Origin of the sequence: Magnetococcus sp. PR-3, from assembly GCF_036689865.1 — a bacterium.
Taxonomy (GTDB): domain Bacteria; phylum Pseudomonadota; class Magnetococcia; order Magnetococcales; family Magnetococcaceae; genus Magnetococcus.
The window spans coordinates 23,296-38,244 of record NZ_JBAHUQ010000016.1 but is presented as its reverse complement, the minus strand read 5'-3'; the positions used below and the strand labels follow the sequence as shown (position 1 = coordinate 38,244).

Genomic DNA, 14,949 nt, shown 5'->3' with positions numbered 1-14,949 from the left:
CTCATGAAACCGCAGCATGCGTTACCGGGTGTGGAAAAACTGGAGCAGCAGCTACACTACAGCTTTGCCAATCCCGCCCTGCTGCATTTGGCCCTGACACACCGCTCCGCCCCTTTGGATGCCCAAAAAGCAGACGAGGCCGTTGCTACGGCCCATAACGAACGTCTGGAATTTCTGGGTGACTCCGTACTCAACCTCATTGTTTCCCACATGCTCTATAACCGCTTTGGTGAGGTGCCTGAAGGGCAGCTCTCTCAGTGGCGTGCCATGTTGGTGAACACCCGTTCTTTGAGTGAAGTGGCCAAAGAGATTGGGGTGGGGGCTTATTTGCGTATGGGCCGAGGCGAGGCCAAAAGTGGTGGGCGGGATAAATCCTCCATTTTGGGCAACGCCTTGGAAGCGCTTTTAGGCGCGATCTATATGGATGGCGGTTTTATGGCCTCAGAAGAGGTGGTTAAACGGCTGTTCCAGTCCCGTGTTGATGCCATTGAACCCAAACAGCAGGGCAAGGACTATAAAACCCTGCTGCAAGAGTATCTACAAGCTCGGGGGGAAGCTTTGCCGATCTATACTGTGCTTAGCTCAGATGGTCCCCCCCATGAGCGTACCTTTGTGGTCTCCTGCCAACCCCGCGAGCATATGACTGGCCAGGGGCAGGGGCGTAGTAAACGAGAAGCTGAACAGCAAGCCGCGCAGCAGGCGTTGGCACAGCTGAGAGAGAGTGAGACCTAACTATGTCCGAGAACTTTCGTTCCGGTTTTGTGGCGATTGTGGGCCGTCCCAATATGGGTAAATCCACCTTTTTGAACCGGGTCATGGGGCAGAAGTTGGCCATTGTTAGTCCCAAGCCACAGACCACCCGAACTCGGGTGTTGGGTGCGCTGAACCGGGATAATTGCCAGATGGTGTTTCTGGATACACCGGGTATTCATAAAGCGGGTAAAAACCTACTCAACAAAGCGATGGTGCAAACCGCGATGCAGAGCTGCCAAGAGGTTGAGGCTGTTCTGTATTTTGTGGATGCTCAAAAAGGGGTGACCGAGGGTGACCTGGAAATTGTTCAGCGCCTGCCCCGTGGTGAAGCCCCCATCTACCTGGTGATCAACAAGGTGGATAAGGTAGAGCAAGAGCAGCTGTTACCCCTGCTGGCTAAGGCGGGTGAGAGCGGCATGCCCTTTGATGAGGTTATTCCCATCTCTGCCCTTGAAGGCAGTAACGTTCAGTACTTGGTTGAGCTGCTGGATAAAAAAATGCTCGCGGGCCCCCGTTATTTCCCTGAAGATATGGTGACTGACCAGCCTGAGCGTTTTATCGCTGGGGAGATTGTTCGGGAGAAGCTGTTTCTTAATCTGCAACAGGAGCTACCCTATGCCTTGGCGGTACAGGTTGAGCACTATGAGGAGCGGGAAAACGGCCAGTTGGAGTTCCATGCACTGATTATTGTGCACCGGGATAGCCACAAGGCGATGGTCATTGGTAAAAAAGGGGCCATGTTGAAAAAAATTGGTTCCGCAGCCCGTTTTGAGCTGGAGCGGCTGTTGGGCACCAAGGTGGTGCTTAAGTGCTGGGTGAAGGTTAAGAAAGATTGGATGGATAACCGACAGCTGCTGCAGGAATTTGGATATCCCGACGATTTAAGCGAGTAAGTGGTCCATGCCTGAAGGGGTGCAACCGGCCATTGTACTGCGACGCATTCCCTACCGGGACAGCTCGTTGGTACTTAACCTGTTTACTCAGGAACATGGGGTGCGTTCGGTTATGGCAAAAGGGGCCCGAAAAGGCTCTAAAAGTCTACCGAGGGGGGATCTGGCAGGCTTTCATACCCTGGGCGTGCAGCTTAGTGGTCGGGAAGGGCAGAGTATGATGACACTGCGGCGGGTGGAAATTCTCTCCCCTCGCCACGGTTTAATGCATCATGTTGCTGGCAGCAGTGCCGCCCAGTTAATGCTGGAACAGGTGTATCGCCTGTTTCCCGCAGAAGATCCCCACCCAGGTTTGTTTGCCGCTTTGGATGGTGCGATGGCACGGTTGGAGGCTCAGGCATCACCACTGCAGGTGGTCGGCCTGTGGCAAGGGCAGTTACTGCATAGCCTGGGTTTTGGTTGGCAGACAGCGTGCTGTGCAGGGTGTGGCCAGGGAGATGATCTGATTTTTTTCTCCCCCAAACGTAACCAAACGGTTTGCCGGATGTGTGGTATCCCGCATCGTGATCGACTCTTGCCGCTGGCGGAAGGGGTGCTGGCACTTATGCGGGGAGAGATGGTTGAGGATCTCCGGGCACAACGTAATCTCCTGGCGCTTACCTGTAAGCTGCTGGAGCGCCATGGTGAGAAAGCTTTTCATGCTCTGGAGCCCTTTTTAAACGTTTCAGGGCTTAGATAAAGACTCTTTAGGAGTAGATCCATGTTGGATAAGCAACTGTTGGATATTTTAGTTTGCCCCGTATGCAAAAATGCACTGCAAGTGAATAAAGAGCATACCGAACTGCTGTGTGAAAAAGATAAATTGGCCTTCCCTGTACGGGATGACATTCCTGTCATGCTGGTTGAAGAGGCCCGAAAACTTGAGGATGATAATGTTTGACCAACCTCCCAGTATTGGCGGTGGGGCCCCTGACGCGGGCTCTGCCGTTCAAACAATGTCCCTGCAGGAGCCGTTGTCATGGATCTGATTACCGTGCTGCAACTGCTTCTTTTTGTTGTTCTTCTGCTCCTCTCCGGGCTTTTTTCAAGTTCTGAGACGGCTCTGTTCTCTCTGGATAAGCTTACACTGGAACGGATGCGCCAAAATCAGCATCCTAAGCTTGCACAGATCCAAACTCTGCTCAGTGAACCACGGCGTCTGATTGTGACCATCCTCATTGGTAATGAGCTGGTTAATGTGGCGGCCTCCAATATTTCGGCAACCTTGGTGATGCAGTTCATGGGGGGGACCGATGCATGGTGGGTCAACATCTTTATTATGCTGCCCATTCTACTGCTGGTTGGGGAAATTACCCCCAAAACCATTGCGGTGAGAAATAATGATACCGTCTCAGGTTTGGTCGTCGGTCCCATTAATCTGTTTGCCACTCTGGTCACGCCGTTACGGGGCGTTGTACGGGTTATCTCTGAACTGTTGATCACCTTATTGACGGGGGGGCGAAAGCGCTCATCAGGCAATATTGTGACAGAGGATCTGGTACGTACCTTGGCGGATGAGGCGGCTGAGGATGGTGACCTGGATGAGGTTGAAGCGGAGTATATTCACAACATTATTGAGTTTGGTAATCAGACGGTCGAAGCGGTGATGACCCCGCGCTCCAATATGGTCACCCTGAATATGGATGATTCCATGGATGAGGTGATGGCGGTGTTACGGGAGCAACGGGTAAGCCGGGTTCCGGTTTTTGATGAGGAGAATGAGGCTGTTGTTGGGGTGCTCTATTACCGTGATCTGCTCTCAAACGATGTCTCACTCTTTAAAAATATGCAGGAGCTGCGGCCGATCCTGCGTCGTCCGTTCTATGTGCCAGAGACCAAGCCTATCTTGGACCTGATGCATAACTTCCGAGAAAAAAAGCGCTCGTTGGCGCTGATCCTGGATGAGTATGGGGGCACCATTGGTCTGGTAACCATGGGGGATCTGTTGGAGTCGATCTTTGGTGAGATCCATGACCCGGAAGATCCTGATAATGATGCCACGGTTGAGTCTTTGGAAAATGGTTGTTTCCGTCTGGATGGTAATCTTGATGTCGACCATGCCAACGCCTTGATGAAAGCCCGTTTTGATACCGATATGTCCGAGACCATTGCCGGGCTGTTGTTGCATGCCCATGGTGAGTTGCCAGAAGAGGGAACGGTCATTGCCCTTAATGAGTGGTGCTTTCGCATTACCAAAGTGGAGGGGACCCGTATTATGGAGGCCATAGCTTGCCATGCAGGGCGTGAGATCGGTAAGGCAGGGTGTTTGGCCCTTTTGGAAAAAGGTGAAAAGAGTGCAGAGTTGGCTTTGACCAGCAAGGGAGAAGGGGCTGTGCCGGTGAAGGCAGAACCCACTGCCGATTCAACCCCAGAGAAGGAGGCGTAAAAGGTGGATAGTTCTCTTATTCTGATGTTGATGGCCATGTTCCTACTGATGGAGGCCTTTTTCTCCGGTTCTGAAATTGGTGTGGTCAATGCGGATAAACTGAAGTTACGCCATCAGGCAGCCAAAGGCAGCCGGGGTGCGCGTTTGGCGTTGGATATGCTGGAAAAACCAGAGTGGCTACTGGCCACAACTTTGGTGGGCACCAATATTGCCATTGTTAGTAACACCACACTGGCCACACTGCTGGCCACCCAGTGGTTGGGTGAAGGCAAAGGGTGGGTGGCCATTTTGTTTGTGGCCCCGCTTATTTGGGTTTTGGGGGAAATTGTCCCCAAAAGTATTTTCCAAGAGCATGCCGACACCATGACCCCCAAGGTGATTTTTATCCTTAAAGGGGCGTCTATACTCTTCTTCCCGGTGCTTTTGGTCTTTACCCTGCTAACCCGTTTGATTACCTCTATGATCGGACGTGGTAACGAGCGGAACCCTTATACTTTGCGTGAAGAGCTCGACATGATGTTGCAAATGCCCGGCTCTGAAGATGGGGATGTGCAGCAAGAGGAAAAAACCATGATTCGCCGTATGTTCAAGTTTAATGAACTGCGGGCGCGGGATATTATGATTCCCCTGATTCATGTGATCTCCATTCCCCGTACAGCAACCTGTGGTGAAGCCTTGGATCTCTGTGCCCAAAATGGTCACACCCGTCTGCCCATTTATGCGGGCCGGGTGGATAACCTGATTGGTCATGTCAGTGGTTTGGATCTGTTGGGGCAACCTAAAGATGGGTCCATTGCCCCTTTTATCCGGCCTGTACCGTTTGTGCCCATGTCTAAACCAGTAGAAGATCTTTTGGTTGAGTTCCGTAAGAGTGGCGAGCATGTTGCGGTGGTGGTTGGGGAGTTTGGTGGGTCCCAGGGTATTATGACGCTGGAGGATATTCTGGAGCGTGTGGTTGGGGATATTGAAGATGAGTATGACAGCAAAGAGCAATCCCCCCGCTGGGTGCAAAAGCTGAATGCCAATACCTTTATTGTCAGTGCCAGTATGGATATTGTGGCGTTAAAAGAGCATATCGGCGTGGCACTGCCTGACGGCAGTTATGAGACACTGGGTGGTTTTATGCTGGAACGGCTGGAGGATATCCCACAGCCCGGCCAAACCCTTACTTACCAGAAAATGACCTTTACGGTCGAAAAAGCCACCCGTAAGATGATTCAGGAAGTGAAGATATCTTTCTGATAGATAAGAGGTAAATTGAAAAGAAAAAAGCCCCCACAGCAGATTGCTATGGGGGCTTTTTTTGACCGTAAAGCTAGCCTGTTTTAGCTCTGATGATCATCTAGGCGCGCATAGATATCCTCAAAGCGCACAATATCATCTTCTCCCAAATAGGGGCCGCTCTGTACCTCAATAATCTCCAGTGGGATCTTCCCTGGGTTGGCCAAGCTATGCTTTACCCCCAACGGAATGTAGGTCGACTCATTCTCTTTCAGCAAAATGTCATCCTCCCCTCGGGTGACCAGGGCGGTGCCTTTGACCACAACCCAGTGTTCGCTGCGGTGGTAGTGCATTTGTAAGGAGAGCTTGGCGCCTGGCTTGACCATAATCCGCTTAACTTGAAAACGCGGTCCGGCATCCACCTGGGTAAAGGTACCCCAAGGGCGGTAGACCTTATTATGGTGGCTAAACTCATGACGTTTATCGAGTTTAAGTTGCTCAACCACTTTTTTGACATCCTGAACCCGATCTTTGCGGGCCACCAGAATGGCATCTGCCGTCTCGACAATGGCCAGATTTTCAACACCCACTGTGGCCACCAAACGGCTGGAAGACCAGATGAGTGAGTCTGAGGTATCTAGGGGTAGGGTATCCCCAACCATCATATTGCCATCCTCATCTTTATCCCCCACCTCCCATAGGGCGTTCCAGGCCCCCATGTCATTCCAGCCGACATCCATGGGAATAACCACCCCATCTTGGCTTTTTTCCATCACGGCATAGTCGATAGAGTCGGAAGGGACATCCAAAAACAGCTTGCCAAGACGGGTGAAAGCGTGGTCCTCCTGGGCGGATTCAAAGGCGGCCAAGCAGCGGTCATGCATTTCAGGGGCAAGCCGGGCCAGGGTTTCCAGGAAGAAACCGGCGTGGAACAGGAAGATGCCACTGTTCCAGCTGTAATCCCCTTGGGCAAGGTAGGATTCAGCCGTGGCCACGTCTGGCTTTTCGGCAAAATTTAGAATGTTGTAGACGCCATCGGCCAGCCCTTCTCCCCGGCGGATGTAGCCATAACCGGTATTAGGCGTGTCCGGCACAATGCCAAAGGTGACCAATTTGCCCTCGGCAGCATGGGGAATGCCTTGGGCCACCGTGGCTCGGAAGCCCTCGGGATCACCAATCAGGTGGTCGGAAGGCATGAGGAGAACCTGAGCATCTTTATCTTGTGCCCGGGCATACATGGCGGCTATGGCTGCGGCAGGGGCCGTGTTACGCCCTTTGGGCTCCAAAAAAATAGCCTGGGTGGGGGTGCCAGCTTCGCGGAGCATCTCTTCCACCATAAAGCGGTGTTGCTCGTTGCAGATGACCACCGGCTCAGCCAAGTTGGGCAAACCCTGTACCCGCGCCGCTGTTTGCTGTAACAGCGGGCGATCATCCCCTAACCCGTGATGAAACTGCTTCGGGTAGAGGTCTCGGGAGAGGGGCCACAGACGGGTACCGCCACCACCTGCCAAAATTGTGGGTATCAACATACCTAACTTCCTGTCTCGGACGTGCTTTTTGCACGATTTGGTTACATTTGGGGCTCTGTTTTGTCAAAAAAGTAGGCAAACGACTAAAAAAACCTGTTCGTTGCAAAAGATCCCTTGCAAAAAGCCCCTCAATATCTTCATATTGCGCTGATAAGCCTTGGGATGCAATGCTCCTATGGGTAATAAAACGCAGCATTATGGTGGCCTGCGGGGTATAGCAGACCGCCTATTCCCTTTAAAGCTCCCCCTTTCTGTTTGGAAAAATCCTGGCTTTTCCATGGGGGGGTGAGTAATGATCCGGTTGTGGGTTCCCGTCGGCCTTTTGGCCTCTCAAGGAGGAAGTGAACAATGAATCTTGGTGAACTGAAAAAAATCGTCGCAGACAAAACCAACATGAGCCAAGCTGATGCTGGTCGTGCCGTAGCTGCTACTCTGGAAGCCGTCAGTGAAAGCCTCGGTCAAGGTGCTACTGTAAGCCTGCTGGGCTTTGGTACCTTCTCTGTTGGTGAGCGTGCCGCGCGTGAGGGTCGTAATCCTCAAACTGGTGAGAAAATCCAGATCTCTGCAAGCCGCACCATCCGCTTCAAGGCTGGTCAGGCCCTGCGTGAGAAGGTGAACGGTTAATCTCCTGCGAGATTCTCCAAGAAAAAGCCGCCGCTGTATTCCAGCGGCGGCTTTTTTATGCCCAAACCAGGGCTCACACCCGCTGTCTGGGGCTGGGCATCGCGGTTAAACGACGGATCCCCACAAGACAGCGTGTGTTGAGGGGGGATTAACCCATACCAATGGCTTGACGGTATAGATGCAGCAGCATCTCTTTTTCATCAAGCTCATGCTGTTCCATTTTACGTAATTTGACCAGCTCACGGATTACCTTGGCGTCAAAGCCGGTACCTTTGGCTTCTGCATAGACATCACGGATATCTTCAGCGATACCGGATTTCTCTTCTTCCAGGCGTTCAATGCGGTCAATGTATTGGATCAGAACTTCACCGGCAATGCCTTGGGCATCTTCGGTGGTGGGTTCCACGGTCAGTGCTGCAGTCATGGTTTACACTCCTTCAATGGAAAAAAGGTGTCAAGGCGAAGACACCCTGTCGTCTCTGAGAATGGAAAAAGCAAAACCCGTGCCCGACATGTCACCTTTTCTCTTCTGATGTGAGAGTGTTACCCTTGGGGCGTACATAAAAAGATTATTCAGCATAGGGTGAAACCATGGACGTGCATGAGCAGATTGTTGTTAAAGGTGGTGGGCTGGATGGTCCGGTCATTGTGAGCTCTTTAGAGGAGCTGCAGAGTCTGCAGGCCAGACTGGCGCAAATTGCCAGAAATGCCGCCCAGGCCCAGCAAGAGGCGGATGAAGCCCAGGGGGCGGAACCTTCCCAGGCTCTGCAACTGGTGCCTGCCCCCATGGAAGAGCTGGAGATCAGCTATCTGGAGGGTGTACACGAAGATTTTTTTGAGATGCTTGAACTGGACCTGGATGGGCTGGTTTTATGGTTCCAGCAGTTGCGCCAACTTAAACAGCCGCAACGTGCTGCGCTCTATTTTTGGCGTGTTTTCCGTAGTCGTAGCCTGCCTGAGTCGCTGGATCATATCGAAAAGCTGGAGATTCTTGCCGGGGATGCAGCCGATGTGATGGAAGAGATGCATGAGATCCGTGGGGAGCTTGAGCAGATCCCGGAACCTTTTGTACACTATATCGATTGGGGGCGTATGGCCCACGATTGGCTCGATCGGGGTGAGCTGGTGATCTTCCAGTTCGAAGGGATGGAGTGGGTGGTGATGAACCCGCCAGAATTATAATACAAAATGAAAAGTGCGGTTAAGGTTTACGCCTTTTTAACCGTTAAGTAGGAGAGAAGGCTAAGTGATCGTTTATCATGGGGTGAAGTTCGATAAACGGGACGAAAAGAAAAGGGTACCCATTCTTGTTTCGATTGGGTACAACTGAATGAAGCTTGGCTTTTCGACGCTTTCATTAGACTATTCGATTGATGTTGCTGGAAGATAAGGAGGGCATTCATGACCACACAGTGGCCTTCACCACCGGGCTTTGGACCAGTGCGTCCGCTCGATCGGGTGCGCCATCGTGGGTTGGGCGTGAAGGTGGGTTCCTATGCGTTTGCCTTGACGATGCCGACGGTTCGGCTCTCTTTGAGTGAGTTTTTCTCAGCCTGCCGTGATTATCCCATCGTGTTTGCGCGTAATGCGACTGGGCAGCCCTTGGTACCCATGGTAATAACGGGTATTAAGCAGAATGAGAATATCTTTATTTCCCGTAAAGGTAACTGGCGCAAGCCCTATTATGTGCCAGCCTATGTACGCAGTCACCCTTTCTGCCTGGTACGCCTAAAACGCGGTAAGACCGCCGACGGGCAGCCCTCTCATCAACGTATTGTCTGTGTTGATGAAGAGATGCTTGAGTCCAACGATCGGCCCTATATTGATTATCGTGGTAAAGATACACCGGCTTGGAACTACATAAACAAGCTGCTTATGGAGATGGAGGAGATGAAACCCAAGGGGGATCGTTTCATCCAAGCTTTAGAGGAACATAAGCTGCTGATTGAAATGCATGTTGGGGGGGGGAATGAAACCCATGTGCAGATGTTCCGGGTGGATGAAAATCGTTTCCATGCCTTAACGGCTGAGCTGACTCACCAGTGGCTAAAAAGTGGTTATCTACGGTTAATCCACGCACATTTGCTCTCGTTGGATAACTTTAACCGCTTGGCCCAGCTGCGGCACAAATGGTTAGAAAAAAGCTGAACAGTTGGTTCATGTCTGTAAAAAAGGCCCCGATTTCCTGGAAATCGGGGCCTTTTTTTTGGGGGCGTGCGATGGATGCTCTGTCTCGTTCCGCGCCTAACGTCTCTCTGGCCAGGGTAAGGAGAGCCCTGGATGTATAGGCTAATCCATGTCTGACCTTGTCTGTGGATCGTATAGGGGCTCTCACCGGTGCCTCATGGGCGAGAAAGAGAGGCGCAGGAGAGGGGGGGCGCTACAGTAGTAGGCGGCTGCGGATAGGCTGTGCATCCGACTTCACGGGTGGTTGGGACGGGTTAGGCACATAAAAAAACCCGCCTTCTGCAAAGCGGGTTTTTTTGAACTTACCGTCGAAACCGGGTCGGTTTACTCATCATCTTCATGCATTTTAAAGAGCTGAATGATGTAGTTGAGCTCTTCTGTAATGGCAAAGACCTGTTCAGAGAGTTCATTAATACGTTCACTGACGTTGTTGACCTCTCCTGCAGAGTCTTTAACCTCTTGCATGGTGCCGCTGATGGCCCGGGAGATGTTGGCCGCCATGGTGAGCTGGTTGGAGATTTCAGCATTGGTCGCGTAGGCCAGGCGTACATTGTTGGCCATTTCAGCCATGTGCCCGGATGCTTCGGCCACATTGTTGGTCACATGGGCGATGCCGCTTGAAATGTCGGTGATGTTGCGGCTGACATCCTGCATGCCATCTGAGGCAGAACCCACCTGGCTGGTGACCGCTTCGGTCTCTTCCGAGGCCTCGGACATGGCTTGGGTGATATCCTGCAAGGTGTAACCCTGTTCATCCACCGAGCGGTTAATGCCCACGTTGGATTTTTCCAGGTTTACGATCACATCGGTTACCCGGCCGATCATGCGTTCCACCGCCGCGGTATTATCTTGGATGTCATCAATCTGGGCAGCGATCATCTGGGTTGCTTCGGTGGTTTTACCGGCCAGATCCTTCACCTCATTGGCCACCACCGCAAAGCCTTTACCTGCATCACCCGCACCGGCCGCTTCAATGGAAGCGTTCAGTGCCAGCATGTTGGTCTGTTCGGCAATATCGTTAATCAGCTCCAGAACCTTACCAATCTCCCGAGCGGAGGTGGTGAGGTTATCCATGGCCTGTTGGTTCTCTTTGGCATAACCGCTGGCTTCGCTGGATTCCCGAGAAGCAACTTCACACTGTTTGCGAATCTCTTCCAACGACTGGCTCATGGTTTGAACCGAGGCGTTGACGTTACGGATATCCTCACTGGAACGATCAGCCGCACCCTGGATCGCCTGCATGGTGACGCTGGCGGAGTCGGAAGAATCAACCACGGTGGAGAGATTGTGGCTGGCTTCATCCGCCGCTTGGGAGATGTTCTCCATATTGCCGCTGGTATCTTGAGCAAAGGAGGCGATGGTATCCATTTTTTGACTGGCGTGGTCTGAGGCAACCGCGATGTTGTCCATTTCAATAGACATCTTCTCCGCTTCATCGGCGGTGGAGGTGGCATTGTCAGACATGGTGCCTGCATGGCCATGCATACTATTGGCGGTATCAGCCAGTTCCTGGGCCACACCGGCCAGTACCCCAGCGCTTTCACGGACATGGCCTAAAACCTGACCAATGTTGGCTGCCATTTTATTCAACGCTTGATCGATACCCGAAGCATCCCGGCCATCTTTACCAAAGATGGTGAGATCCCCCTCAGAGAACTCCCATGCACGCTTGGCCAGTTCTTCAGGGTCGCCCCCCAGACGCTTAAGCACGTTGTTCATAACATAGAAGGAGAGGCCACCAACCAACAACAGAGCGCCCATAATGGCGATGATGGTTAACCAGCGTGTGGCTTGAGCTGACTTGGCCGCCTCTTTACCGGCATGATCACGGGCAATTTCCAGGGCTGTCAGGTTACGAAAAATGGCCACTGTGGTGGCTTTAATATGTTCCTGTACCACTTTGGCTTGGGCACTAACGGCACCCAGGTCACCAATTTTGATGGTATCAATGAGGGTGGATGTGGCGGTAAAGCAGGCGGGGTAGTGATTACCGACCGCTTTGGCTAAACGAATGGGCTTGCCCTCGTTGGGCATGGCCTGATAAGCCTTGAACTGAGCTTGAGAAGCTTTGCCTAATCCCGTTAGCTCCTCTTTAAGCTGAGCGGCATCTTCGCCTGCCAGTGCCCGGCTGATGATCTGCTGGGTGGCGTCTAGCTTCTGCAGCATCTTGTGCAGCTTAACCGCTTTATTGCCATAGGCTTTTAGCTCATGGGTGCCATCCACCTGCCCTTGAGTCATGGAAAGCTGAAAAAATCCAAACAGGATGACAACCACCGACATCCCTAAAAACCCCATAACAAAACGGCTTTTTAGGTTGAACTGTCTATAATGTCCACTCACGCTTTGGTCCTCTTTCCTGGTGTTGAGGCTGTCATACGTTTTGGCCGGCCCACACACGTGTCACTTACCCCACCCAAACCTGCGGGGATCATACCTGTGTGATTCTATGACCTTTTTGAACGCTTCTTTATATTTAGGTATCGGTCCACAAACCAAAAACCTTAATACCAGCTCTCAAAGTAGCCGCTCAGCCTCTCTTCATTGAGAGGAGGAGATAAGAGCCCGAAACAAACCAAAAAACCATAATTGCACAACATGCAAATCAAAAGCCAACCTCCATTTGCTTTTAGAGAGAGAAAAAGCCTTTTAGGGCATGAAAAGTACGCCAGAGGTGGCTTTTGCATAATTGCAGTGGCGCTGTAGGGTGAATACCTGAATACTCATTTTTTTCTGGATATCTTTGTTGAATGCTGGCTATTTGAATACCTTCAAGAAGATATATGGAACCTTTTATGAGTCTCTGTTTATAACGGTTTGAGCGCTGTTTTTAACATGATGTTTCAAATGTTTGATCACTTAGAGAAAAAGTTATCTTCATAAATGAATGATTTGGTCGATAACGTTTTTAGCGGATGTTTCTTACATATTCGGTCAGCTTAGAAATATTGTTTTATAAATTACAAATAAATGCTGGATCACACTACCTGTTAAGGCAACTTAACGTATGATTAGGGATGGACGGGGATCATGAAAGCAAACTTGAAGTATCTACTGGTTGCAGCCGGGGTTATCTCAGTGGGTTGGGGGGCGAGCTCTGCGCACGCAACCAACGGTATGAACCTGGAAGGTTATGGTGCTCGTGCTCATGCTATGGGTGGTGCTGCATCAGGTTATGACAGTGGTAACTCGGCCATCATGAATAACCCGGCCACGTTAAGCCTGTGGGAAGGTAAGCAGCGTGTTGGCGTCGGTCTGCGCATGCTGGGGCCTGATGTCGATGCGGAAAGTACCGCTTCTTCAGCCGCCTTTGCCAAGTCTGATGGTGATGCCTATTTTATGCCTTCATTCTCCTACATGCGTAACAGCGGTAAATTTACCTACGGCTTTGGTGTGATTGCTCAGGGTGGTATGGGTACAGAATATGCCGCGGGTAATACGCTATTTGCTCAGGGGCGCAACACCGCGGCAGCTTTGGTGGATTTGAGTGGTTTGGAGCAGCGTTCTGAGCTCTCCGTCGGGCGTGCCGTCTTGCCGTTAAGCTACCGGGTTAATGAAAAACTGAATGTTGCGGCTTCGGTTGATTTTGTCTGGATGGGCTTGGATCTGAAAATGGATCTGGATGGTGCTAACTTTGCGGCCATGGCTACTGCTGGTACAGCATCGGGTGCGTTGGCGACCAATGCTTTTGCGGCTTCCGGTGGTGACATCGATTATGGTCGTTTTGATTTTTCTGATGGAAACGACTTTACGGGTGAGGCCAAAGGGTATGGCGCTGGGTTTAAGCTGGGTGCAACCTACCAGTTGACCAATGCTGTTACGCTGGGCTTGAGCTATCACTCCAAAACCGCCATGGAAGATCTGTCCACAGAGGGGGCCACGGTCTATTTGTTTGAGGACGGTGGTGCCATTAATCAGACCATTCCCGGTACCATCACCGTTAAAGATTTTGAGTGGCCCCAAAAAGCGACCTTGGGTGCCGCTTACCAGTTCAATAAAAAATTGATGCTGGTAGGTGATGTCAGTTGGATCGATTGGTCCAACACCATGAAAGACTTTAAAATGGAGTTTGTGGCAAACAGCACAAACGCCACCTATGCCGGTCAGGCTATGAACGTTACGTTGGAGCAGAACTGGAAAGATCAGTATGTGCTCTCCTTAGGGGCTGAGTATGCACTGACCGATCAGTGGCGTATTCGTGGGGGGGCCAATATTGGCAACAACCCCGTCCCTAACGACTATCTGTCTATCCTGTTCCCTGCGACGGTAACCAACCATATTACGGGTGGATTTGGCTACACCTTTGCCAATGGTGGCCAGATCAATGCAGCGGTGGCCTATGCCCCAGGTACAGACAATGTGGCAACAGGTAACGTCAACACCGACAGTGATGTCAAACTTTCTCATGGTCAGTACAACTGGTCTTTGAACTACAGCTACGACTTCTAAAGCTGCAGGTTGAAGCGATTAAAAAGCCCTGGTGCCTCTGCACCAGGGCTTTTTTTCTATCCAATATCAGGGTGTTCTAAGGGGGGGGCTTGGATGTCTGCCAAAAGGTTAACCGTTTGGCCTGTGGGATAACCTGGCTCCCTTGCCCTGTTTGTATTGATATGCAGATCTCTTCAGGCGCCTCTTTGGCCAGTGATGGATCATTTGGGGTGAGGGGATTAAAAAAAGCCCTGGCGCAGAGACGCCAGGGCTTTTTTTCTAATCAATATCGCGGTGTTGCTATGGGTGCATGGCACCATGGATGTTGGCCAAAAGGTTAACCATTTTGCATGCGGGATAAAATGGCTTCTGCGCCCATTTGTGCTTTAAACAACATCTCTTCAGGGACCTCTTTGGCCAGGGACTGGTAGTTTTGTACAGCTTCTTCCAGGCCGTTATGGGCGGCCAGTCCAAACCAGATTAACGCCTGAACAAGGTCCTCTTGTACCCCTTCACCTTGGGCGTGTAGGATCGCCAAGTTGTTCTGTGCTTTGGCATCCCCCGCCAAGGCGGCTTTGCTCAGCCACTTAACCCCGGTCTCTTGATCTGGTTCAACACCAGTACCTTCCAGATAGATCATGGCTAGGTCATAGGCAGCGGGGGCGTATCCTTGTGCTGCGGCAGCCTCAAACCAGAGCCGGGCACCTTCCAGATCCTGTTCCACCTCTTCCCCTTGCAGACAAAAGACGCCAATACGGTGTTGGGCCTGACTGTCTCCCCCTTCGGCTAAAAGGACTAAGGCATTGAGGTACTCACTCATAACGACTCCCTGTAACAAATAGCACGGTGCTGCCCACTTATGGCCACGGTACAATGGGGGCCTGTTTAAGTGGAT

The 14,949-nt window shown here is 51.5% G+C and carries 14 protein-coding genes; 10 read left to right on the top strand and 4 right to left on the bottom strand.

Translation table 11 applies throughout. The features are described from left to right. Positions 1 to 3: 3 nt before the first annotated feature. From rnc to V5T57_RS10770, 6 genes are all read left to right on the top strand, one after another. Positions 4 to 732 (top strand): ribonuclease III, encoded by a 729-nt coding sequence (gene rnc, locus V5T57_RS10795; RefSeq protein ID WP_332891225.1) that lies wholly within the window; start codon positions 4 to 6, stop codon positions 730 to 732. Between the two features lie 2 nt (positions 733 to 734). Then, positions 735 to 1,646, top strand: a complete 912-nt coding sequence (gene era / locus V5T57_RS10790; RefSeq protein WP_332891224.1) for a GTPase Era — start codon at positions 735 to 737, stop codon at positions 1,644 to 1,646. 7 nt (positions 1,647 to 1,653) lie between these two features. Further along, the gene (gene recO, locus V5T57_RS10785) at positions 1,654 to 2,382 is read left to right on the top strand and encodes a DNA repair protein RecO (protein ID WP_332891223.1); all 729 of its coding nucleotides are present in this window, start codon (positions 1,654 to 1,656) and stop codon (positions 2,380 to 2,382) included. A gap of 21 nt (positions 2,383 to 2,403) precedes the next feature. Continuing rightward, positions 2,404 to 2,583 (top strand): Trm112 family protein, encoded by a 180-nt coding sequence (locus tag V5T57_RS10780; RefSeq protein WP_442918199.1) that lies wholly within the window; start codon positions 2,404 to 2,406, stop codon positions 2,581 to 2,583. A gap of 78 nt (positions 2,584 to 2,661) precedes the next feature. Beyond that, positions 2,662 to 4,068, top strand: coding sequence for a hemolysin family protein (locus tag V5T57_RS10775; RefSeq protein ID WP_332891222.1), 1,407 nt, complete (start codon positions 2,662 to 2,664; stop codon positions 4,066 to 4,068). 3 nt (positions 4,069 to 4,071) lie between these two features. Next, on the top strand, positions 4,072 to 5,310 hold the full coding sequence (locus V5T57_RS10770) for a hemolysin family protein (RefSeq protein WP_332891221.1): 1,239 nt from the start codon (positions 4,072 to 4,074) through the stop codon (positions 5,308 to 5,310). Positions 5,311 to 5,393: 83 nt separating this feature from the next. Here V5T57_RS10770 and V5T57_RS10765 read toward each other — a convergent pair whose 3' ends face one another. Beyond that, positions 5,394 to 6,818, bottom strand: a complete 1,425-nt coding sequence (locus V5T57_RS10765) for a mannose-1-phosphate guanylyltransferase/mannose-6-phosphate isomerase (protein ID WP_332891220.1) — start codon at positions 6,816 to 6,818, stop codon at positions 5,394 to 5,396. A 348-nt stretch (positions 6,819 to 7,166) separates the two neighbouring features. Here V5T57_RS10765 and V5T57_RS10760 point away from each other — a divergent pair, with 348 nt between their 5' ends. After that, positions 7,167 to 7,442 carry an HU family DNA-binding protein gene (locus V5T57_RS10760; protein WP_332891219.1) on the top strand — a complete coding sequence of 92 codons (276 nt, stop codon included), beginning with the start codon at positions 7,167 to 7,169 and terminating at the stop codon, positions 7,440 to 7,442. A 148-nt stretch (positions 7,443 to 7,590) separates the two neighbouring features. On the opposite strand, the gene V5T57_RS10755 is transcribed toward V5T57_RS10760, so the two are convergent. Then, positions 7,591 to 7,866, bottom strand: a complete 276-nt coding sequence (locus V5T57_RS10755; RefSeq protein WP_332891218.1) for a DUF2312 domain-containing protein — start codon at positions 7,864 to 7,866, stop codon at positions 7,591 to 7,593. A gap of 167 nt (positions 7,867 to 8,033) precedes the next feature. Between V5T57_RS10755 and V5T57_RS10750 the strand changes: the two genes are divergently transcribed. Next, positions 8,034 to 8,624 carry a hypothetical protein gene (locus tag V5T57_RS10750; protein ID WP_332891217.1) on the top strand — a complete coding sequence of 197 codons (591 nt, stop codon included), beginning with the start codon at positions 8,034 to 8,036 and terminating at the stop codon, positions 8,622 to 8,624. Between the two features lie 219 nt (positions 8,625 to 8,843). Continuing rightward, complete coding sequence (locus V5T57_RS10745; protein WP_332891216.1) at positions 8,844 to 9,590, top strand: SapC family protein; 747 nt, start codon at positions 8,844 to 8,846, stop codon at positions 9,588 to 9,590. A 363-nt stretch (positions 9,591 to 9,953) separates the two neighbouring features. Here the strand turns inward: V5T57_RS10745 and V5T57_RS10740 are convergent, their stop codons facing one another. Beyond that, positions 9,954 to 11,969: a methyl-accepting chemotaxis protein gene (locus V5T57_RS10740; protein ID WP_332891215.1), complete on the bottom strand. Its 2,016-nt coding sequence runs from the start codon at positions 11,967 to 11,969 to the stop codon at positions 9,954 to 9,956. Between the two features lie 687 nt (positions 11,970 to 12,656). On the opposite strand from V5T57_RS10740, the gene V5T57_RS10735 reads away from it, so the two are divergent. Continuing rightward, entirely contained in the window at positions 12,657 to 14,075 is a 1,419-nt protein-coding gene (locus V5T57_RS10735) for an OmpP1/FadL family transporter (protein ID WP_332891214.1), read from the top strand. Between the two features lie 316 nt (positions 14,076 to 14,391). On the opposite strand, the gene V5T57_RS10730 is transcribed toward V5T57_RS10735, so the two are convergent. After that, on the bottom strand, positions 14,392 to 14,874 hold the full coding sequence (locus tag V5T57_RS10730) for a tetratricopeptide repeat protein (RefSeq protein WP_332891213.1): 483 nt from the start codon (positions 14,872 to 14,874) through the stop codon (positions 14,392 to 14,394). Positions 14,875 to 14,949: the final 75 nt, after the last annotated feature.

Coding starts and splice junctions, on each gene's coding strand:
- rnc (WP_332891225.1), top strand. CDS start 4: ATGAAACCGCAGCATGCGTTACCGGGTGTGGAAAAACTGGAGCAGCAG.
- era (WP_332891224.1), top strand. CDS start 735: ATGTCCGAGAACTTTCGTTCCGGTTTTGTGGCGATTGTGGGCCGTCCC.
- recO (WP_332891223.1), top strand. CDS start 1,654: ATGCCTGAAGGGGTGCAACCGGCCATTGTACTGCGACGCATTCCCTAC.
- V5T57_RS10780 (WP_442918199.1), top strand. CDS start 2,404: ATGTTGGATAAGCAACTGTTGGATATTTTAGTTTGCCCCGTATGCAAA.
- V5T57_RS10775 (WP_332891222.1), top strand. CDS start 2,662: ATGGATCTGATTACCGTGCTGCAACTGCTTCTTTTTGTTGTTCTTCTG.
- V5T57_RS10765 (WP_332891220.1), bottom strand. CDS start 6,818: ATGTTGATACCCACAATTTTGGCAGGTGGTGGCGGTACCCGTCTGTGG.
- V5T57_RS10760 (WP_332891219.1), top strand. CDS start 7,167: ATGAATCTTGGTGAACTGAAAAAAATCGTCGCAGACAAAACCAACATG.
- V5T57_RS10755 (WP_332891218.1), bottom strand. CDS start 7,866: ATGACTGCAGCACTGACCGTGGAACCCACCACCGAAGATGCCCAAGGC.
- V5T57_RS10750 (WP_332891217.1), top strand. CDS start 8,034: ATGGACGTGCATGAGCAGATTGTTGTTAAAGGTGGTGGGCTGGATGGT.
- V5T57_RS10745 (WP_332891216.1), top strand. CDS start 8,844: ATGACCACACAGTGGCCTTCACCACCGGGCTTTGGACCAGTGCGTCCG.
- V5T57_RS10735 (WP_332891214.1), top strand. CDS start 12,657: ATGAAAGCAAACTTGAAGTATCTACTGGTTGCAGCCGGGGTTATCTCA.
- V5T57_RS10730 (WP_332891213.1), bottom strand. CDS start 14,874: ATGAGTGAGTACCTCAATGCCTTAGTCCTTTTAGCCGAAGGGGGAGAC.